This is a genomic window from Rhodococcus sp. ARP2 (assembly GCF_001029585.1).
GTDB lineage: Bacteria > Actinomycetota > Actinomycetes > Mycobacteriales > Mycobacteriaceae > Rhodococcus_F > Rhodococcus_F erythropolis.
In genome coordinates, this window is sequence record NZ_LEKE01000077.1 from 38856 (window position 1) to 59636 (window position 20781).

Below are 20781 nucleotides of genomic sequence, written 5' to 3' on the forward strand. Positions count from 1 at the left end.
ATTTCCAGGAGGGTGTTCAATGGCGAGCACATCATCGGCGACCAAGACCGCAGCTGCAGAATCGAGACCCGCGGGCGGTGATCGATCCGGTGACCCGGCGCTCGAACTGGTCGCCGAATTGGCAGCAGCGGGCCAGCGACTCGTCTTCCGTCAGGGCGACGACTTGAACAGCGACGACTTGAACAGCGACGACTTGAACAGCGGTGCCCTGAACAGTGACGATCTGACCTGTGTGGTGCTGTGGCCGTCCGGAGAGCCCTCCCTCTCCGATCTGTGCGAGAACTTCGAGTCCCTCGGACTCCGAGTTTCGACGCACCGCCCGCTTCCGACCGTTCTGGGTTCGGCACACTACTTCACCTTCGAGCCGAGCACCTTCGACGGCAGTGCGCTCGAGAAGATGGCGGACGCCTTCGAAGCCGTCATCGCCGGACAGACCCGGATGGACGCATTTTCCAGTCTGATCGGACGAGCAGACATCACGTGGCGCGACGCAGAGTTGCTGCGCGCTGCGTGCCGTTTCCTCGCTCAGGCTCGTATCGGGTTGTCCGAGAGCTACATCGTCGGAGTGTTGGCAGCGAAGCCGCTCTTCGTACGGCAGGCAATCGAACTCTTCACCGCGCGTTTCGATCCCGCAGTAGCAGGTTCGCGTGAGACGGCCGTGGCCACCGCGGCGGCGGCCATCGACGAATCAGTCGACGGTGCAGACACTCTCGACGAGGATCGCGTCTTGCGCGGTGTGCGTTCATTCTTGCAGGCGACTCTGCGCACCAACTGGTACCTGCGCGGTGAGGCCGGCGAGCCGCTGCCGTACGCGTCGTTCAAGATCGACTCGCAGTTGCTCTCCACCCCGCAGAAGACAGTTCCTTTCCGCGAGATCTACGTCAGCGCACCCAATGTCGAAGGCGTGCATTTGCGTAGCTCCTCCGTCGCCCGTGGTGGCCTGCGTTGGTCGGATCGATACGAGGACTTCCGCACCGAGGCTCTGAGTCTGATGAAGACCCAGAGCGTGAAGAACTCGCCGATCGTTCCCTCGGGAGCCAAGGGTGCGTTCGTGGTTCGGGGCACGTCGTCGCCGACCCCGGCGCAGGTGCAGGAGTCGTACAGCACCTTCATCCGCGGCTTGCTGGACGTGGTGGACAACATCGTCGACGGCGCAGCGGTGCACCCGGCCGAAGTAATCGAGTACGACGGTGAAGACTCCTACCTCGTCGTGGCGGCGGACAAGGGGACCGCACGGTTCTCCGACGTCGCGAACGGCATCGCCGTCGAACGTGGTTTCTGGCTCGGCGACGCTTTTGCTTCCGGCGGTTCAGCCGGCTACGACCACAAGGCGATGGGCATCACCGCTCGCGGCGCCTGGGTAGCGGTTCGACGCCACTTCGCCGAGCGTGACCTCGACGTCGACACCGATCCGTTCACCGTCGCGGGCATCGGTGACATGTCCGGCGATGTGTTCGGTAACGGAATGTTGCTCTCGCACAAGATTCGTTTGGTCGCGGCATTCGATCACCGCCACATCTTCATCGACCCGAACCCCGACACCGAGACGACGTTTGCCGAACGCGCTCGTCTCTTCACCGTGCCGCGCTCGTCCTGGGACGACTTCGACCGCACCGTGATGTCGCCTGGCGGTGGCGTCTGGCCACGTAGCGCGAAGTCGATCCGTCTTCCGCTCGAAGCGCGTCAGGTTCTCGGTATCACCGAGGAGAAGCTGACTCCGCAGGAACTGATCCGAGCGATCCTGTGCGCTCCGGTGGACCTGTTGTGGAATGGCGGCGTCGGTACCTACGTGAAGGCGTCGACCGAAAGCAACGTCGACGCGGCCGATCCGTCCAACGACGCAGTTCGCGTCAGCGCTGACGAGTTGCGTGCAACCGTGGTGGGTGAGGGCGGCAACCTGGGTTTCACCCAGCGTGCCCGCATCGAATATGCCGCTGGCGGAGGACGAATCAACGCCGACTTCATCGACAACGCGGCCGGCGTGGCTACCTCGGACCGTGAGGTCAACATCAAGATCGCACTCGCAGAGTTGGACGCGACCTCGCGCAATGAACTACTCGCGGCGGCCCAGGACGAGGTAGCCGCATCGGTACTCGAGGCCAGTGAAGATCAGACCCTCGCGATCAGCCTGGCCGAGCACCGCGCTCCCGCCCTGCTCGATCAGCACGAACGGTTGATCGAGAACCTGGTCTCGGCGGGCGCGATGAAGCGCCTCGAAGAATCATTGCCGGACGCCAAGGCGCTGGCGGTCAGGGCGCGAGCCGGGCAGGGCCTACTCCGTCCGGAACTTGCTGTGCTGGTGGCGCAGTCGAAGAACGTGCTGACGGCGGAATTGGGGGCGTCGACCGTCCCGGACAATCAGATCTTCGCCGATCGTCTCCCGCAGTACTTCCCGCTCTCCGTCGTCGAGGCAGCACCGGACGCAGTCCGCGCACATCGGTTGGGCCGCGACATCATCATCACCTCGGTGGTCGACGAACTGGTCAACCGCGTCGGACCCGGCGTGCTGTTCCGGCTGGAGGAACACCTCGGAGTCCACAGTCCGGAAGCGGCTCTGGCCTACGCAGTGGTCAGCGAAGTGCTCGGCACCGAGGACCTTCGGCGCGAGATCTTGAACTCTGAGCTGCGCGCCACCGAGCAGTTGCAGGCTCTCGATCGCTTGCAGCAGTTGTTGGAATCCGAGATGAGCTGGGTGTTGCGTCGTCCGGGAGCAGCCGGCCGGTTCACCGTGAACCCGCGAGCCGACATCGATCGATGGGCCGCGCCGGTGCGGGCTCTCACCGAAGGGCTGTCGGCCAGCGACCGCATCGAGGCGTCTTTCGGGGCGCTCGCCCTGGCTGACATTGCGTTGCAGGAGAATACGACGGTTCAGGCCGCGGCTGCGATCTACCGGGAACTCTCCGACACCCTCGATCTGGGCGACGTTCTCGGGGGCGTCGACGTTGCCGTCGGCGCCTCGCATTGGGAGGTCATGGGCAGCGCTGCCGTCCACGCCAGGTTGACGGCGCGTTTCGCAGACCTCGTGTCCGGAGCGCTCGGTGAAGGTATTCCGGAGGTCGTCGAGTTGTGGACCGCCGCCAATCCGCAAGCGGTGCGCCGGTTCACGGCCTTGATGTCGAGCGTGAGCCGCAGTGGAGCGCTGGACACCGCCCGTCTCTGCACGGTCGACGCCGAACTCGAACTACTCGTTCGCGGTGCGTCCAGTTTCGCTTCGGTACACGCCGCGGAGCGTTCAGCGACCCTCCCAGGCGAGTAGCGATAGCAGCAGTTCGGCTCTGACCCTGGCCTGTCCGAGGTCGCATTGCAGCAGTTCCTCGATGCGTGCGATGCGACCTCGGAGGGTGTGCCGATGAACACCGAGTTCGGCTGCCGCCGACTCCCATTGACCGTTTGCCTCGAGATAGGCGCGCAAAGACGCGACCAGTGCGCTCCCGTGTGCCTGGTCGTGTTCGGTCAGCACCGGGATGGTGTCCGCTGCCATTGCGATCAGTGCCTCACGGGCAGGCTCGGATGCCAGAATCGTCGAGCCACTCAGAGCGTCGAACTCGAGAATGCGGGCAGTGGCCGTCGTGAGATTGGCCGCGGCGCGGGCCTGGACGAGAGCGCGCGGTGCGTCCAGAAGACGGTGAGGGGTGCTGATTCCGGCCCGCACCGTCTTCGCCTCGGTGGGGGAGAGCTGCGCCAGTAGTGTTTTGGCAGTGTCGATTGTGTCGGTTCCGCGAAGGAGGACGGTCAGCGAACCGTCCTCGGATTGCGCGAACAACGGCCGGCCTGCTCGCGCGAGAGCGTTGTCGAGTTCGCGAAGAACAGGGCCGAGTCCGGATCCGCGAACGTGGACGACACGGACATTGCCGTGCGTGTCGCTCGCTTCGTCCAAGTACGACGGCACACCGTCCTCGGGGATTCGGCCGTCGAGTAAGAGCCCGAAAGCCATGGCGTTGAGTCGAGTTCGCTCGGCCCGTAGTCGAACCGGTTTCTCGAGTTCGAGAGTGAGCAGCGAGACCGCATGCCCGAGCAACACTCTGTCGATATTGCTCAGGGGCCCGGCGCCCGCCATGGCGAGGTAGCCGTGCCAACTGTCGGTGACGCCGACGGGGGACAGTGTCAGCGTCCGTTCGGGTGTGCTCTGCGAGATCGACGCCGGAGCGTTGGGATCGCGGGTGGTGGCCGCGACCGCGCGAACCTCGGTGATCAACGACTTCTGGTTTGCCGGATGCACCGCGGTGATCCGATCACCGACAAACGCCACCGAAGTTTTTGTGGCCGTGGCCAGTTCACGCACGATCGCCGACACGCCACCGCGCAGCGCAACGCGGGTGATGCGTGTCTGTACTTCTGCCGCGCGGAGTACCGATTCGTATTCCTGCTGGCTCAGACTGGTCATCACCGCGCGCGTGACCGCCGCGAACGGGGTCGTGAACGGCACTTCCAGCAGGGGGAGCCCGCGACTGCGGGCGGCGGCAATCAGGTCTGCGGGCACACTCTCGTGGGAAAGGCCGGTCCCGAAACCCAGAGCCGATACTTCTGCGGCGGCCAGACGGTCGATGTACTCGCTGTAGTCGGTGGCGTCCGCGCCCACCAGTGCCAGCCCGGTGGTGAGCACCAATTCGCCGCCGGAAAGCCACGGGGTGGGGTCCGTCAGCTCTGTGGCCTGTGCAAACGTGACGGGGTGGGTGGCAGCTGCTCGGTCGGTGAGCAGAGCCAGCGAGAGGTGTTTCTGGCGCAAGAGCCACGAGATCGGAACCGTCACCTGATCAAGGCTAGCTGTCGTTGCCGATATGGAGTAGCCCTGGAGCTTCGGGTATCCATTTCGGCAGTGCTTGCGATGCTTCGCGCGTCGCATACTCGAATGCAATACACAACCGAGAGGGTGGTCACATGAGTGCAATCGAATACCGGCTTCCGCAGGAGCGTCGCATCGTCACGGAGTTCCCGGGCCCGCGCTCGGCTGCGCTCGCCGAACGCCGTAAGAAGGTCGTCGGCGCCGGCGTCGCATCCACCCTCCCGGTCTACGTCGCCGACGCAGACGGCGGAGTCATCGTCGACGTCGACGGCAACTCGCTGATCGACCTCGGTGCCGGTATCGCGGTGACCAGCGTCGGTGCTTCCAACCCGGCCGTCGTGTCCGCAGTTCAGGATCAGGTCGCGCACTTCACCCACACCTGTTTCATGGTCGCTCCGTACGAGGGCTACGTCGAGGTCGCCGAGCGTCTCGCCGAGCTCACCCCCGGTGACCACGAGAAGCGTTCCGTGCTGTTCAACTCCGGCGCAGAAGCCGTCGAGAACGCCGTCAAGATCGCCCGTCACGCAACCGGTCGCGACGCAGTCGTCGTCTTCGACCACGCGTACCACGGCCGCACCAACCTCACGATGGCACTGACCTCGAAGTCCATGCCGTACAAGAGCGGCTTCGGTCCGTTCGCCCCCGAGGTCTACCGCGTCCCGATGTCCTACCCGTACCGCGAGGGCCTCAACGTCGACGGCTCCAAGATCACGGGTGAGCAGGCCGCACAGCGCGCCATCACGATGATCGAGAAGCAGGTCGGTGCTGCCAACACGGCCGCCATCCTCATCGAGCCCATTCAGGGCGAGGGCGGATTCATCGTTCCCGCAGAAGGATTCCTCCCGACGCTCGTCGCGTGGGCCAAGGAGAACGGCGTCGTCTTCATCGCCGACGAGGTTCAGGCAGGCTTCGCTCGTACCGGCGCCTGGTTCGCCAGCGATCACGAGGGCATCGTCCCCGACCTGGTCACTCTCGCCAAGGGCATCGCAGGCGGCATGCCGCTCGCCGCTGTCACGGGCCGCGCCGAGCTCATCGACGCCGTCCACCCCGGCGGCCTCGGTGGCACCTACGGCGGTAACCCCGTCGCCTGCGCCGCTGCATTGGCGTCCATCGACCAGATGCGCGAGCTCGACCTCTGTGGCCGCGCACGCACCATCGAGTCGACCGTCGTCGGCCGAATGAACGCACTGGCAAAGGAACTCGACGTCATCGGTGACGTTCGCGGTCGCGGCGCCATGCTCGCCATCGAGCTGGTCAAGCCCGGTGGGCAGGAGCCGGACGCCGATATCACCAAGAAGATCGCCGCCGAATGCCTCGCTGCCGGCGTCGTGATCCTCACCTGCGGTACCTACGGCAACGTCATCCGTCTGCTCCCGCCGCTGGTCATCTCCGAAGAGCTGCTCGACGACGCGTTGACCGTCCTCGAGACCGCTATTCGCACTGCAGCACAGGGGAACTGACATGTCCAACGTCTCGGATCTTCTCGACTCGGTACCCAAGGATCTCTGGCTCGGCGGCAAGCTCGTCCCGGCCGAGAAGACCTTTGCGGTCTACAACCCGGCAACGGGTGAGGAACTCGCCCAGGTAGCCGACGCCACCGCTGCCGACGGTATCCGTGCGCTCGACCTCGCCGCTGCGGCGCAGGAAGACTGGGCGGCCACGCCGGCACGTGTACGCGGCGAGATCCTGCGCACCGCCTTCGAATTGCTGCACGCCCGCGCCGAGGACTTCGCGCTGATGATGACCCTGGAAATGGGTAAGTCGTTGGCAGAGAGCCGCGGTGAGGTCAACTACGGCGGCGAATTCCTGCGCTGGTTCAGCGAGGAAGCAGTACGCATCGGCGGACGTTTCACGCAGGCTCCGGCCGGCAACGGTCGCATCCTGGTCACCAAGGAAGCCGTCGGACCGGTCCTTGCGATCACCCCGTGGAACTTTCCGCTCGCCATGGGCACACGCAAGATCGGACCGGCGCTGGCTGCCGGTTGCACCATCATCGTCAAGCCCGCCGAGGACACGCCGCTGACCATGCAGCTCCTCGGTCAGGTGTTCGCCGATGCCGGTCTGCCCGACGGTGTGCTCTCGATCCTCCCGACGTCCGACGCGGCCTCCATCAGTGGACCGCTGATGGAAGATGCGCGTCTGCGCAAGGTCACCTTCACCGGCTCCACGGGCGTCGGAAAGCTGTTGGTGCGGGGTGCCGCTGACAAGCTGCTCCGCACGTCGATGGAACTCGGTGGCAACGCGCCGTTCATCGTCTTCGACGACGCCGACATCGACGCAGCTGTCGACGGCGCAATGCTCGCGAAGATGCGTAACGGCGGCGAGGCCTGCACCGCGGCCAACCGCATCTACGTCGCCAACTCGGTGCGCGAGGAGTTCACCGACAAGTTCACCGCCAAGGTTGCGGCCTTGAAGGTGGGCGCCGGTGACGCCGAGGGCACCAACATCGGCCCGCTGATCAACACCAAGCAGCTCGCAACCGTCACCGGACTCGTCGACGACGCCGTGTCCAAGGGCGCTCGCGTTCGCACCGGTGGATCGGCGCCCGAAGGAGCCGGCTTCTTCTTCACCCCGACCGTTCTGGATCAGGTGCCCGCCGATGCGCGCCTGCTGAAGGAAGAGATCTTCGGACCCGTTGCGGCAGTGGTCGGTTTCGACACCGAAGACGAAGCGATCGCGGCTGCGAACAACACCGAGTACGGCCTCGTGGCGTACTTCTACACCCGCGACATCGACCGGGCGATGCGCGTCTCGGCCAAGCTGGACACCGGCATGGTCGGCGTCAATCGCGGCGCGATCTCCGATGCTGCGGCGCCGTTCGGTGGCGTGAAGGAATCGGGCTTCGGCCGTGAAGGCGGAACCGAGGGTATCGACGAGTATCTCGATACCAAGTACGTAGCGCTGTAACTTGCTGTGCGCCTTTATTAACCGCGGGCGGTTAATAAAGGCGCACAGTTGTCTATCGACCTAACGGAGTGGGGCGGTAGTACTTGCCCTCGTGGTAGAGCAGCGGTGCGGCAGCGGATTCGTCGTCCTCTTCGGCGTGAACCCGCGTGACGAGTCCGATGACCAGCGTGTGGTCGCCAACAGGGATCAACTGGTCGACCTTGACGCGCATCCAGCTGGGGGTGCCGTGCAGAACCGGCTCCCCGGTGTCGAGCACTGCCCACAGCGACTCGTCTGCAAAACGCTGATCGGCGCTACGCGCAAAGCGCTGGGCCAGATGCTGCTGATGTTCGCCGAGAAGGTGGATAACCAAAGACTCGGCGGCCTTGAGTGCATTGATGCTCGACGACGTCTCCGCGATGTTGAACGAGACGAGCGGCGGCTCGAGGGAGACGGACGAGAACGAGGTGGCGGTGAAACCCACCGGGCCGGTACCCGAATCAAGGGTCACGACGGTGACACCGGCGGGGTGGCGGCGAAGCGCTGCACGGTAGTCACCGGCGCAGATGCCGGTGGACAACTCGGGCGTCGCTGCTACTTCGGGGACGTCGGGGGTGGTGTGGCTGGAAACGGCATTCGGCTTGTCAGACAACGGGAACTCTCCGGCTGGAACTCGAGGTGTGCGGTGTGGTCGAGGTGACTGCGCTCGGCATACACAGACATGCGTCGGTGCGGCACAGATCTACGTGTCGTCGACGCCAGTGGTTACCGGCCGGGGTCCTGGTTGCAGTGCACATGGTGCGTCCAACTATAGGTGGACGCACGTCTGAGTGGGTTCGGACCGGGTTGGCTGAAGTGCGTCAGTCCATGTCGACGGCGAGGCCGGCCGTGATTCGAAGGAGTTCGGAGTACGTCGTGCGAAAGACCGTGTTCGGGTGCCCGGCAGCAGCCCACAATTCGGGGTACTGCTCGAGGGCGGTATCGATGTAGGTGGGCAGGTTGGTGGGATGCCCGAGCGGAGCGACCCCACCGATCGGCTGGCCCGTTGCCGACTTCGCCATTTCCAGCGGCGCCCGCGTGAGCTTGCCTTCGAGGCGTTCGCCGGTGGCTTTCAGATTGACCTGATGTGCGCCGGAGACCAGCAGTAGGACCGGGTCGTCGTCGAGAAGGAACACGAGCGACTTGGTGATCGCGCCTACCTCCACCCCGACGGCCGCCGCTGCCTCGGCCGCGGTGTGCGTGGCTTCGGGCTGCGTGACGATGACGCCGTGGTGACCCCGTGAGATCAGTGTTTCGGCGACGTGCGAGGCGTTGGGGTGGAGGAGGCTCGTCATGAGTTCAGACTAGGACTAGTCGGCGTTCGCCACAGCTGGAGTCGGCGTCGTGTCGGTGGACTTTCGGTTACGACGGATCGTGAAGCCGAACAGCATGACCGCACCGATCAGCGCGTACAGGAAAAGCGTCAGAGCAGGCTGGCCGACGCCGACGTTGTTGAAGTAGACGATGCTCCGCACGCCTTCGGTGCCGGCGCCAGGTGTGATCCATCGGCCGATGGCGGCATAGAACGAGGGAATCACGTTGGAGCCGAATGCGCCTCCCGCACTGGGATTGCCGAGAATCACGAAGACGGCGATAGCCAGCGGGACTGCCAGAACGCCGATGGCAGCGCGCAATCCGAGTGTGAACATGGCGGTGCCGAACACCACGGCTGTTCCCAGGATCCACAGCGGGAACCAGTGGCCCGCGAAAGTTCCGAGCACGTGTGAGGTGATGAGGGCGCCGAGGGCTCCCGAGATGATCGAGTAGATCGCGATCACGCCCGTGTGGGCGCTTGCCTGGCGGAGGGTCTTCGGCGCACCGATGAACAGTCCGATGGCTGCCGCAAGGAGATAGCCGCCGACGACCCAGCCGACCGAGAGGTAGAAGCCGGAGAGGCCGCGGTTGTCGTGCGCTCCGACGGGGATCTCGTCGCGGACGACGAACTGTCGGTCCTGCGTCGCCTCGACCTTCGTGAACACCGCTTCGAGTGATGTCGCGATGGAGCTGCCGCCCGCGCTCGCGGTGATCAGGGTGTCCGGTCCGGCCGGGTTGATGACAAACGCGCCCTGGATCTCGCGGTCGTTGATCATGCGGCGAGCGGTCGCCGTGCTGTCGACCACCTGAGCGTCGAGCGGGCTGCCGTCGATGGCATTGAGTTTGTCGGCGATCTGCTGATCCATGCCGTCCGGTGTGCCCTGATCGGCGATGACCGCGATTTCGATGTCTCGCGGAGTCGGCTGATGGAAGGCGGCGACGTAGCTGAGGATGAAGCCCATCTGCAGCAGGAGCACGCCGACGAACAGCGCGGCCATCACCTTGGGTGCGCCGTATTTCACGAGCAGATTGTCGTGGTGGTGTTCGTCGTGGGTGGAGCTGTTGTCTGGTGCGGCGTGTGCCGGATGCGTAGTGGTCACGAAAGAGTCCTGATCTTGTCGAAAGTAAAGAGCTTGTCAATACCCAAGGTATTGAATACTCTAGGTATCGTGACTGAATCTCGTCAACCGGACTGGACGCCGGTAACCCGCCCCGGACGTGACGTGGTGCGGCAAAGACTGCTCGACGCTGCGGCGGAAGAGTTTGCGGAGCGCGGATTCAGTGCTGCACGTCTCACTGAAGTTGCCCGCCGCGCGGGCTTCACCAAGGGGGCTGTCTATTCCAACTTCGAGTCGAAACAAGATCTGTTCGCCGAACTGTTCGCGCAACGGTCTCTCGAACTGGCCGGCCGTGTGCTCGCCGAGATCGCCGGGATGAACCCCGCCGACGCGGCGGGTAAAGGTGGCGAGGCCATTGCAACGTGGATGGTCGACGACCCGGGGTGGTCACTGCTCGTCCTCGAATTCGGAGTGCTCGCCGGACGTGATCCGCAGATCGCTCAGGCGTACTTGCGTGAGCGTCGCCACTTGCGCAGTCAACTCGTGGAGTTGATCGGTGAACGTGCCCGCGAATGGGGAGTGGACGATTCCTTCGATGTGCGGACCACTGCAATCTCGTTGATGGCCTTGATATCCGGGCTCGTTCTCGAGCACTCGGTGGATCCGGAAGAAGTTGATCAGAGCGTGATGGGTGCCGCCGTGACGGCACTCTTCGCCGGCGCCGTCGCACGGGCAGGATTGCCCGCCGTCTGAGTTGCTCGGTTGACAGGCAACAGATTTGAGAACTACCCTCTGGGTGCAGTACCTCGTTAGGTGAGGCTTCTGCACGAACACAGGCCACTGATCTCACGACGTCGAGAGACGCCCAAGGTTAGGACAGATCTCCCCGGCTTAAGGGGTGATCCAAAGTGGCTTCCCGGTCTTGATCGGGACACGTCGTGCAGTGCCAAAACTCGGACGTGGAGGTGTTTTCGCAGCTTGATGCCGGTTTCTTCCGGCGAAGGCGAGAGTACGTCGATATTCGGTTCTCCTGGCGTGTGCTGTGCGCATGTACTTTGTGTGGCGTCAACGGACGCCCCGAACTTTCAGGAGGTGACCATCGTGGACGACCCGCCGAGTCGATATTCGACCCATCCTTCTGTTCTTACCGACGGTGCTCACCCCGGCATTTTGCTCGTCAGTCTCTGACCTTCGCACCCTCGGTTTCATCTGCGCGGCTTTGTCGCGTCCGCTGACGACTTCCGTTGTCGTTCAGCGCATTCTGCTGCCCTCATGCGCTGGCACTGTCCCGTGCACGCCGGCAGTCGAGGAGATTCGTCATGTCATTTTCCGTTCTCGCATTGCGGCCACGGCCCACGAGAAACAGTGCACAACAAACACCTTCAACGGTCCTGGCAAAAGAAAGCGCACAGGAATTGGTCGACTACTCGGCCTCGGACACGCGCACCGTTCTCGCAGATCTGACCACGACGGCCAACGGCCTTCGTGACGATCAGATCGACGATCTTCGTCGGCAATACGGGCGCAACGATGTCCGCCACGACCGCCCGGCACCGGCGATAGTGCAGTTCGCGCAAGCTTTCAAGAATCCGTTCATCTTGATCCTGGTGTTCCTCGCACTGATCATGGTCGGGACCGACGTGGTGTGGGCAGACCCGGAAGACGGTCCCTCCTACGAGGGCATCATCACCCTCGGGCTGATGATCTTTGTCAGTGTGTCCCTGAGGTTCTGGCAGGAATACCGTTCGACTCGGGCTGCCGAGGCACTCAAGGCCATGGTCACGACAACTGTCGCGGCCACCCGCAAGATCAACAACACCGTGGTCACGGCTGAGATTCCGATCGAGCAGCTACTGCCAGGTGATGTAGTCCAGCTTGCCGCCGGCGACATGATCCCGGCCGATGTCCGCATCATCCGGGCCAAGGATCTACAGGTCAATCAGTCAATGCTCAGCGGTGAGTCGATGCCGGCCGAGAAGTCGGCGGAACCGTCGACGGGGATCGACGTCGATCGGCTGCTCGAGGCCGAGAACATCGGGTTCATGGGTACTTCCGTCGTGTCGGGCAGCGGCACCGCCGTCGCGGTGCACACCGGCAAGCGGACTTACTTCGGCGCCATGACAGCACAATTGGCGTCCAAGCGACCCGAAACCAGCTTCGACGTCGGGGTCCGCAGTGTCAGCTACCTGCTGATCAAGTTCATGCTGATCATGGTTCCCGCGGTTTTCATCATCAACGGACTGACCAAGGACTGGAGCCAAGCACTACTCTTCGGCGTCGCCACCGCGGTGGGGTTGACCCCCGAAATGTTGCCGCTCATCGTGACTGCGAACCTGGCCAAGGGTGCGCTCCACATGTCGCGCAAGAAGGTGATCGTCAAGCAGATCAACGCGATTCAGAACTTCGGCGCCATGGACGTTCTGTGCACGGACAAGACCGGAACTCTCACCGAGGACCGCATCGTTCTCGGTGAGCATCTCGATACTGCCGGACGCAAGTCCGAGGACGTATTGCGGCTAGCGGCAGTCAATTCCGTGAATCAGACCGGATTGCGCAGTCTTCTCGACGACGCGGTGATCGAGGCCGCCGGTCCCGAAGTGGTCGAGGAGATCTCGCGTCGGCACGGGTTGGTGGACGAGATTCCCTTCGACTTCAAGCGCCGTCGACTCTCCGTGGTGGTCGACCACGGCGACGCCGATCTGATCGTCACCAAAGGTGCAGTGGAAGAGCTCCTTTCGGTCTGTGAATCGGTGGAACTGGACGGGGTGACCCACCAATTGACGCCGGGATGGCTGGCCCGAGTCGACCGTCTGGTCGCGGAACTGAACGGTCAGGGCAAGCGAGTGCTTGCGGTGGCAACCAAGACAGTCGTCGAAGAGCAGCGCCGCGAGTACTCGACGGCCGACGAAGAGGGTATGACCCTGGTTGGACTGCTGGCCTTCCTCGACCCGCCGAAGGAATCTGCGGCCGGGGCGATCGAAGCCCTCGCGAGCCACGGAGTCGCGGTCAAGGTAGTGACGGGTGACAACGAATTGGTCGCCGAAACCGTCTGCGGCAAAGTCGGTATCGATGTCGGGACCGTGGTCTCCGGCGCCGAGATCGAAGCGTTGAACGACGACGCCCTCGACGAGTTGGTGCAGCGGACAACCGTCTTCGCGAAGACGGATCCGATGCAGAAGGCACGCATTGTCGAATCGCTGCGCCGGGTCGGCCACACGGTTGGTTTCCTTGGTGACGGTGTCAACGACGCACCCGCACTTCGGGCGGCGGACGTCGGCATCTCCGTCGACACAGCGGCGGACATCGCCCGCGAATCCGCGGACATCATCTTGCTGGAGAAGGACCTCGGCGTACTCGAACAAGGAGTCATCGAAGGGCGTCGTACCTTCGGAAACATCCAGAAGTACATCAAGATGACTGCGTCGTCGAACTTCGGGAACGTCTTCTCGGTGCTCGTCGCCAGTGCCTTGCTGCCGTTCATCCCCATGATTCCCGTAGTTCTGTTGTTGCAGAACCTGATCTACGATCTCTCGATGCTCACGATCCCGTGGGACCGCGTCGACGACGACTTCCTCGCGAAGCCCCGCAAGTGGGAGACCAAGAGCCTTCGCCGGTTCATGGTGTTCATCGGCCCGATCAGTTCGATCTTCGACATCTCGACCTTCGCGCTGATGTGGTTCGTGTTCGCTGCCAACTCTCCCGAGCATGCAGCGCTGTTCCAATCGGGTTGGTTCATCGAGTCATTGATCTCGCAGACGCTGATCGTTCACATGATCCGCACCCGCAAGATCCCATTCATCCAGTCGCGTGCTTCGCTTCCGGTACTGCTCAGCACGGGCGCCGCCTGCGTCTTCGCGCTGGTGTTCCCGTTCACGTCCTGGGGCCATTCCCTCGGGTTGGTTTCACTGCCGTGGAACTACTTCCCGTGGCTGGTCCTCACTCTCGCGGCTTACTGCGTCGTCACGCAGGTGGCCAAGGGAATGTTCATCCGTCGATTCGCGACCTGGCTCTAGGAGTTCACCGTGGAAATCCACGTCATCCTTGTGCGGATAGCGCTCGGACTCGTCCTCGGCGCTGCCGTCGGGATCGAAAGGCAATGGCGCGCAAGGATGGCGGGTCTGCGAACCAACGCGTTGGTGAGCTTGGGTGCGACGCTCTTCGTCATCATGGGCGCGTACGGGTTTCAGGGGCCGGACGCTGATCCGACGCGCGTCGCAGCGCAGATCGTCTCGGGGATCGGCTTCCTCGGTGCCGGGGTGATCATGAAGCAGGGAGCCTCGGTCACCGGCCTGAACACCGCCGCAACCTTGTGGGCCACGGCCGCCGTCGGTGCGCTGGCAGGCGGCGGAATGTACTGGGTTGCGGTGTTCGGTGCCGGTGCAATCATGTTGGCGAATACGTTGTTGAGGCCGTTGGGCCGGATGATGGATCACCAGCCTGCCCGCACCGGGCGCGAGGAACCGCCGGCTGACTACACCTTCGAGGTGACCTGCCACGGTGACGCCGAAGCTCACATCAGAGGGCTTACCGTGCAGTCCATTTCGAGGCCGGAGTTCCAACTCCGGTCAGTGCAGTCCTTCGACATCCCGGACAGCGACCGCGTACGAGTGGTCGCGGAATTGGCCGCAGCGGAGCGTGACGACGGACTCCTGGAATCCGCCGTCAGCCGGCTGAGCCTGGAACCGTTGGTGACACACGTTCGCTGGGAGGTGGAGCCGTCGAAGTAGAAACGGACGTCTCTGTCAGCTAGCGGGCATGTTCCTGTGGTGCAAGGGAGTTCCCGGGTGCGATGCTTGCGCAGTTGGACGGAGCAGGCTTGCCGGTGAATCGGTCGTCGATCCAGGTGAGCGCACCGGGGAGCCAGAGCATGGCGCCGAGGAAGTGGCTGATGGTGTCGTACTGGTCGTACTGAATCGGCAGGCCGGCGTCGCAATACTTGCGTGCGAGGGTACGGACGTCGCCCGTGATCATGACGCCGTCGCCCGCTCCGACGCCGGGGCCACCGGGTTGGGTGCCCTCGATAGTGCCGTTGGCTGCCTGGGCGATGAACATCGGAATCGTCGGTGTGGCTGCGGTGCCCATGTTGATCTTGTTCACGACATCGACGTACTCGGGAACCGTATTGGGATCGGCGTACTCGGGCTTGACCAGTTCCTGCCAGGTCAGACCGGGGTACTGTGCCAGCACGTTGCCGATGGACGCGTCTTCGAGTCGAGCCATGACGTCGCGTCCACGGTCACTGAGATACTTTCCGAAATCGATGTCGTACGAACGCGCAACGCCGACGATAGCCATGCCGACGACGCCGCCCCACCCGATGCTTCCGCTCGCGTAGCGAAGGTTGTTGGCCGGATTGACCAGCACGCCGCCCTGCGCGGCACCGATCAAGTTGTCGTTGATCTCCGGTGCGTACGCGGGAGCGAGGATCGAAGCCCAGTTGGTGGCGATCGCTCCGCCGGAGTACCCCATCAGCGCGATCTCTGCGTCGTCGGTGATTCCGGTTTTCGGGACATCTTTGGCCGCACGCAGAGCGTCGAGCGTCATCATCCCGTATTCGGGTCCGGCAGCGAAGTTTGCATCCGGGCCTTCGGTGTCCGGGACGACGATCGTGTAGCCGAGGGCGAAGAGCGGCCCGAACAAGGCTGCCTCGATGGACGTGAAGGTTCCGCCGACGTTGAAATTGCGCCCACTCGGCGTCCAATCTCCGATCGGGGTGTTGCCCGCGATGGCCCGCGACGGACTGTCGTCGGGGTTCAGTGAATCGTAAAAGGATTGGTACGAAACAACTTTATCCGGTTGACCGTTGGCCGGGCGCAGGATCGAGGTGACGTTGGCCGACGGCTGACCGAGGGCGTCGGTTGATCGGTAGAGAACCTGCACTGCCTGTATCGGGGTCGGGATGTTGAGAATGGTGTACGGCACGGTGCGAGTCTCGAGGACCGCGCCTGGAGCGTACGACGAGAGAGGCGCCGCGCCCTCGTAGCTGTAGAAACTGTCATCAGGGGACTGGGCAAGAGCCGGCTGCGCGAGTGCTGCCGGTGCACCGACGCCTGTCAGTGCAACCGCGAGTACTCCGACGGCTGTGCGAGATAAGACCCTTGACGACATACTCGTCCTCCACATTGGTGTGCCACGCCCCACCCTGAGATCGCGGTGTGACGACCACCATATATTACTCGCGGGTAATGTGGGGATCGGTCAGATCGGGCGCAGGCCCGAGGTCTCGGCGTAGGAAGATTTCGGAGGGCTCGCCTGGGAGTAACAGAACTCCCGCGTCGCTGTATCCCATTGCGCGATAGAAGTTCTGGGCTGATTCGTCGGCGAGTGTGGAGGTGAGGACCTGCGAGTGTCCCGCGCGGCTCATGCGTTTTTCCCAATCTGTGACCAAAGCGCGCCCGATGCCTTGGCCGCGGTTCGAAGACAGCACGGTCAGCATGTTCATGAACGGAATCTCGTCCCAGAACAAGCCCCAGCGCAGCCATCCGATTGGTTTCCCGCTGTCCTCGGCGACGAGTATCCGGCCGCGTTGGATCACTGACGCGAGTTCCTCGGCTGCGATGTGTGAGTCGTGCTCACGTAAGAACGGCAAGTCTGTCTGCGCTGCGACGCGAATGTTCACCACAGAAGTCAGTATCGCCGTTCACTCGGAGTTGATGGCGTTCGGCTTGGACAGGTAGACGACTCCGGGGATGTGGCTGGGGTCCGGCGGCAATTGGGAGTAGCCCGCTCGGGTGTACACGCGAATGTTCCGCACGCTCTTGCTTCCGGTGAACAGCTCGAAACTTGTGGTGTGCTCCGGAGCGTTCTGTTCCACGTGCTGCAAGAGGCGTCGGCCGAGGCGGTTGCCCGCCAAGTCCGGTGCCACTCTATGACTATCTCGTTCAATTTCAGTCTTCGTTATCGACTTGTTCTTCACGAGGGAGATCGGACGCTTTAGGTGCGGCGGGGACCCATTCCCGGAGTGGTTGAACGACTTCGGAATAGAACACCTCGGCTGAACTCGTGACGCTGCTGATGAAACTTGCAGCAGTGCCCGCACGCTTGCTGCCGAGGGGGAAGGACTGTGTCAGCACGAATGAAGTGAGTTGACCGCCTTGCCCGTCCGTCAGTAGACGCGGTGTTGCTCGGGCCGATGTAAGAATCTCGCATGTCGACGCGGCAGGACCGGTGAACAACGCTTCGACCAACAAGTCCTCGGGTGCATTTTTCAATTGACGCAAAGCCCAAGTAACCCGTTTTCCTGCGGTACCTTCGTCAGGAGCGGAAACCGTTGTACTGCAGCTCACTTTGTTGGTTCTCAAATCAGCGGTAACCCGTAACTCTCCGGCTGCGTCGGGGATCCGGAGGGTGGCGCTGAAGGTGCCGTCGTTCGCCAATTCGTTGACCGTCAGCGCGGTACGCGCTTCCGCGTCGTTGACTACCCGGCGGGGCAACACATGTTTGACGATGACACCGAGATCAGCTGTGAATCGCAGCGCAAGATTTCGTGCGAGCGCGATCCACGACTGAGCGACCGCCGCTGCCTTCGGATCTCCAGGACGTAGAGTCCCGGCGCTGACGGAATCGCGTATCGATACCCAGTGACGACCCATGTCAACGAACTCCTCGGCCCCTGACTTGGGATGTTCGATGTACCGGAGAAATTCGCTGAGAATCCAACCTTGCAGAGGATTGTCGATTCCGCCGTGCGAGAGCACCATCCGGGCCTCGTGGATGACTTCTGCCCAAGACAGATGCCGCAGCGCAACTTTGGTGAGCTTGCGCTTGTCCACCTCGACGGGTAATTCGCCGGCGCCGGCAGGCAAGTCGTTGGACAGGCTGATCACGACGTCGTACTTGTTCTTCTTGGCGACGTCGAGATAGTTTTCGAGCTGCTCTCGGGTATGGGTGCCTGCTCCAGTCTTTGCTTCGAGCAAGCCGGTCCAGAGCCGGCTTCCGCGGGCGATGCGCCACACCGCATCCGGGATCACCCGAGATTCACCTTTGACGTAGGGAACTTCGACATAGCCCTCGAACGAGCCGGCCGGTGCGCCCACGCGGGACGAAACCGCCCGCGCAAACAATGGAACCGCTTGCATCGTGGAAACCAATGCCGACGTCGTGCGTCGTTCTTGTTCCTCGCCGGTTCCGACGCCGATCACCGAGAAGAGTCGTGCAGGTTGCCAGGTCTCGGACTCGGCGTGCTTGAATTCGGGTAGTGGAGCCTTCTTGGGCACGGGCTTCGCTGTACGAACCCCGCGCTGCCGTGCGGGCTTTGGTGGCGTCGTGGGTTCGGTGACTGGTGGATCGGATTCCGATATCGGTTGGGGTGTCTCCAGCTCAGGTGACGACGGCTCCTCGACGGGGGCATCCTCGCTCACGTCGACTCCGAAGTCTTCGGCGAGCCCGGCGAGTCCTGAAGCCCAACCTTGGCCGATGGCGCGAAGTTTCCACTTCCCGTTGCGCCGATAGACCTGACCGAAGACGAAGGCGGTTTCGGTGGATGCGTCGGCGGTGACGTATTCGGCGATAGGAGAGCCGCCGGAATCGACCAGTTGGAGCGCAAGTTTGCCGAGGTCTCCGAAAGAGCCGGAGTCGACGCTGCCTACCAACGCGATCGCATCGACCTGTTCGGGTACAGCAGCGAGGTGGACGAGGAGGCGCTCGTGCGGGCCGGATTCGGCTTCGCGGCGGCCGAGATAGCGAACCGAGCCGTCAGCAGATTCCTGTTGGTTGTAGAAGACGAAGTCCGCGTCGGACCTGACTTTTCCGTCGGCACCCAGAAGCAATGCCGAGGCATCGACACCGAATTCCGTATTGTCCCAGGTGATCACGATGTCGATCTGATCGAGTTCGTCGGGGAGCTCGATGTTCTGGCCTTTGGACAGAAACTGGTCTTCCACGACTTTCCCCCTCATCACTGTGCACAATCGGATTTCGCCTCTTGATTGTGCCGGGGTGGGTCGAGATTTGTGCGGTTTCGCACCCGCAGGGCAATTGTTCACCCGCAGGCTGAATTTGGCGCGCGGCTGAACAATTGGCGCGCGGCTGTGAATGCAGAGCGTTTCAATTCAGGCATAACAAACAAAACGCCCGCAACCAATTGGTCGCGGGCGTTTCGAGAAAGAACGTCAGACAGTTGCCGGAGTGTTCTCGTCCAACTTCGGATCTGCGTTCGCGATTCGCTTGTTGCGAATGAGGCTGCTGATGAAAGCAGCGCCGATCAAGAAGACACCGACCAGGCCGGTGATGATCTCGTTGATGTGAACGCCGATGGACACCATCAAGATGACGGCCAGAGCGCCGATGGCCCAGTGCGCACCGTGTTCGAGGTAGACGTAATCGGAGAGCGTGCCCTTGCGGACCAGGAAGACCGTGATGGAACGGACGAACATCGCGCCGACGAAGCCGAGGCCGAGGGCGATGATGATCGGGTCTGCAGTGATGGCGAATGCGCCGATGACGCCGTCGAAGGAGAAGGACGCGTCGAGGACTTCGAGGTAGAGGAACAGGAAGAAGCCGGCCTTGCCGGTTGCCTTCGCGAATTCGGTGGGACCACCGGACTTGGTGGTCTCCTCTTCTTCGCCTTCTTCCGGCAAGTTGAACAGTTCACCCAATCCGTTGACCGCGATGTAGGTGATCATGCCCAGAACGCCCGAGATCATGACGGTGGAGACCTTGTCGTCAGCGGCGAGGAAAGAACCACTGAGAACCAGGACGATGCCGGCTACGACGACGGAGAGCTGATCGAGCTTGCCGATGCGAGCGAGGGGCTTCTCCAGCCAGGACAGCCAGGTAATCTCACGCTCTTCGAAGATGAAGCCGAGGAAGAGCATCAGCAGGAACATGCCACCGAAGGCAGCGATCTGCGGGTGAGCGTCGGTGAGGATGGTTTCGTAGCTCGGCTCGCCGTTGGCGAAGTAAGCGGCGTCGTCGGCAGGCGGGTTGAGCGCGAGGTCGAGCGCAGCAACGGGTCCGAGCCCGGAAGCAGCCCAGACGATCACGAGCGGGAACACCAGACGCATACCGAAGACGGCGATGACAATGCCGATGGTAAGGAAGATCTTCTGCCAGAAGTCACTCATTCTTCGCAGAACGGTGGCATTGATGACGGCGTTGTCGAAGGAAAGCGAGATTTCCAGAATCGACAGGATGATGACGAGGAACAGTGCCTCGGGTCCGCCGTAGATGAACGCGACGATCATCGCGATGATGGAGATCGCGATGGATAAACCGAATATTCGCAGTACCACGGAGCGTGGCCCTTTCTCGTTGGTCAATGCAGAGTGGTTACTGCAAGCGGTCTCTCACCGCATCCGAACGTGAAAACGGGGAGGGTTCCACAGACTACTGCGGAACCTTCCCCGAGTCAGCTCGTCGAGAGCGAAGATCAGACGTTGACGCCGTAATCGCGCGCGATGCCGGACAGGCCGGATGCGTAACCCTGGCCGATTGCGCGGAACTTCCACTCTGCACCGTTGCGGTACAGCTCACCGAAGACCATGGCGGTTTCGGTGGAAGCGTCCTCGGAGAGGTCGTAGCGAGCGAGCTCGTTGCCGTTCGCCTTGTCGACGACGCGGATGTACGCGTTGCGAACCTGGCCGAAGGACTGCGAGCGAGCCTCTGCGTCGTAGATCGAGACGGGGAAGACAACGCTTTCGATCTCGGCGGGAACCGCTGCGAGGTTCACGTCGATCTGCTCGTCGTCGCCTTCGCCTTCGC

The 20781-nt window shown here is 62.8% G+C and carries 16 protein-coding genes and 1 riboswitch; of the genes, 6 read left to right on the forward strand and 10 right to left on the reverse strand.

Translation table 11 applies throughout. The features are described 5' to 3' along the window. The first annotated feature begins 19 nt into the window (after window positions 1-19). Window positions 20-3256, forward strand: a complete 3237-nt coding sequence (locus ABX74_RS20710) for an NAD-glutamate dehydrogenase domain-containing protein (RefSeq protein ID WP_029254384.1) — start codon at window positions 20-22, stop codon at window positions 3254-3256. Here ABX74_RS20710 and ABX74_RS20715 read toward each other — a convergent pair. Next, window positions 3233-4750, reverse strand: coding sequence for a PucR family transcriptional regulator (locus ABX74_RS20715; protein WP_047889589.1), 1518 nt, complete (start codon window positions 4748-4750; stop codon window positions 3233-3235). The genes ABX74_RS20710 and ABX74_RS20715 overlap by 24 nt on opposite strands. Window positions 4751-4878: 128 nt before the next feature. Here ABX74_RS20715 and gabT point away from each other — a divergent pair, with 128 nt between their 5' ends. Together gabT and ABX74_RS20725 are read left to right on the forward strand one after the other, a co-directional pair. Further along, entirely contained in the window at window positions 4879-6243 is a 1365-nt protein-coding gene (gabT, locus tag ABX74_RS20720; RefSeq protein ID WP_007727077.1) for a 4-aminobutyrate--2-oxoglutarate transaminase, read from the forward strand. A gap of 1 nt (window position 6244) precedes the next feature. Beyond that, the gene (locus ABX74_RS20725) at window positions 6245-7690 is read left to right on the forward strand and encodes an NAD-dependent succinate-semialdehyde dehydrogenase (RefSeq protein ID WP_047889590.1); all 1446 of its coding nucleotides are present in this window, start codon (window positions 6245-6247) and stop codon (window positions 7688-7690) included. 52 nt (window positions 7691-7742) lie between these two features. Here the strand turns inward: ABX74_RS20725 and dszD are convergent, their stop codons facing one another. The 3 genes from dszD to ABX74_RS20740 all read right to left on the reverse strand — a co-directional run bounded on the left by dszD (window position 7743) and on the right by ABX74_RS20740 (window position 10122). Further along, window positions 7743-8321 carry an NADH:FMN oxidoreductase DszD gene (gene dszD / locus ABX74_RS20730; protein WP_047889591.1) on the reverse strand — a complete coding sequence of 193 codons (579 nt, stop codon included), beginning with the start codon at window positions 8319-8321 and terminating at the stop codon, window positions 7743-7745. A 208-nt stretch (window positions 8322-8529) separates the two neighbouring features. Further along, entirely contained in the window at window positions 8530-9003 is a 474-nt protein-coding gene (locus tag ABX74_RS20735; protein WP_019746727.1) for a YbaK/EbsC family protein, read from the reverse strand. 15 nt (window positions 9004-9018) lie between these two features. Beyond that, the gene (locus ABX74_RS20740; RefSeq protein ID WP_003941129.1) at window positions 9019-10122 is read right to left on the reverse strand and encodes a membrane protein; all 1104 of its coding nucleotides are present in this window, start codon (window positions 10120-10122) and stop codon (window positions 9019-9021) included. 126 nt (window positions 10123-10248) lie between these two features. Between ABX74_RS20740 and ABX74_RS20745 the strand changes: the two genes are divergently transcribed. The 3 genes from ABX74_RS20745 to ABX74_RS20755 all read left to right on the forward strand — a co-directional run bounded on the left by ABX74_RS20745 (window position 10249) and on the right by ABX74_RS20755 (window position 14807). Beyond that, window positions 10249-10833, forward strand: coding sequence for a TetR/AcrR family transcriptional regulator (locus ABX74_RS20745; RefSeq protein WP_029254386.1), 585 nt, complete (start codon window positions 10249-10251; stop codon window positions 10831-10833). 45 nt (window positions 10834-10878) lie between these two features. Continuing rightward, a riboswitch (M-box (ykoK) riboswitch) is annotated at window positions 10879-11052 on the forward strand. Between the two features lie 347 nt (window positions 11053-11399). Beyond that, entirely contained in the window at window positions 11400-14093 is a 2694-nt protein-coding gene (mgtA, locus tag ABX74_RS20750; RefSeq protein ID WP_047889592.1) for a magnesium-translocating P-type ATPase, read from the forward strand. Between the two features lie 9 nt (window positions 14094-14102). Further along, the gene (locus ABX74_RS20755) at window positions 14103-14807 is read left to right on the forward strand and encodes an MgtC/SapB family protein (protein WP_003941187.1); all 705 of its coding nucleotides are present in this window, start codon (window positions 14103-14105) and stop codon (window positions 14805-14807) included. Window positions 14808-14826: 19 nt separating this feature from the next. On the opposite strand, the gene ABX74_RS20760 is transcribed toward ABX74_RS20755, so the two are convergent. The 6 genes from ABX74_RS20760 to ABX74_RS20785 form a co-directional block, all read right to left on the reverse strand. Then, complete coding sequence (locus ABX74_RS20760; RefSeq protein WP_047889593.1) at window positions 14827-16188, reverse strand: lipase family protein; 1362 nt, start codon at window positions 16186-16188, stop codon at window positions 14827-14829. Between the two features lie 64 nt (window positions 16189-16252). Beyond that, a complete protein-coding gene (locus tag ABX74_RS20765) occupies window positions 16253-16702 on the reverse strand; it encodes a GNAT family N-acetyltransferase (protein WP_053062062.1) in 450 nt (149 codons plus the stop codon). 18 nt (window positions 16703-16720) lie between these two features. Continuing rightward, window positions 16721-16945, reverse strand: coding sequence for a GNAT family N-acetyltransferase (locus tag ABX74_RS20770; protein WP_262982278.1), 225 nt, complete (start codon window positions 16943-16945; stop codon window positions 16721-16723). A gap of 22 nt (window positions 16946-16967) precedes the next feature. Then, window positions 16968-18962: a TerD family protein gene (locus ABX74_RS20775; RefSeq protein WP_047889595.1), complete on the reverse strand. Its 1995-nt coding sequence runs from the start codon at window positions 18960-18962 to the stop codon at window positions 16968-16970. Window positions 18963-19190: 228 nt separating this feature from the next. Next, window positions 19191-20312, reverse strand: a complete 1122-nt coding sequence (locus tag ABX74_RS20780; RefSeq protein ID WP_020906048.1) for a DUF475 domain-containing protein — start codon at window positions 20310-20312, stop codon at window positions 19191-19193. 137 nt (window positions 20313-20449) lie between these two features. After that, a partial coding sequence (locus ABX74_RS20785) for a TerD family protein (RefSeq protein ID WP_047889596.1) occupies window positions 20450-20781 on the reverse strand: 332 nt, incomplete at its 5' end.

Coding starts and splice junctions, on each gene's coding strand:
- ABX74_RS20710 (WP_029254384.1), top strand. CDS start 20: ATGGCGAGCACATCATCGGCGACCAAGACCGCAGCTGCAGAATCGAGA.
- mgtA (WP_047889592.1), top strand. CDS start 11,400: ATGTCATTTTCCGTTCTCGCATTGCGGCCACGGCCCACGAGAAACAGT.
- ABX74_RS20735 (WP_019746727.1), bottom strand. CDS start 9,003: ATGACGAGCCTCCTCCACCCCAACGCCTCGCACGTCGCCGAAACACTG.
- gabT (WP_007727077.1), top strand. CDS start 4,879: ATGAGTGCAATCGAATACCGGCTTCCGCAGGAGCGTCGCATCGTCACG.
- ABX74_RS20725 (WP_047889590.1), top strand. CDS start 6,245: ATGTCCAACGTCTCGGATCTTCTCGACTCGGTACCCAAGGATCTCTGG.
- ABX74_RS20760 (WP_047889593.1), bottom strand. CDS start 16,188: ATGTCGTCAAGGGTCTTATCTCGCACAGCCGTCGGAGTACTCGCGGTT.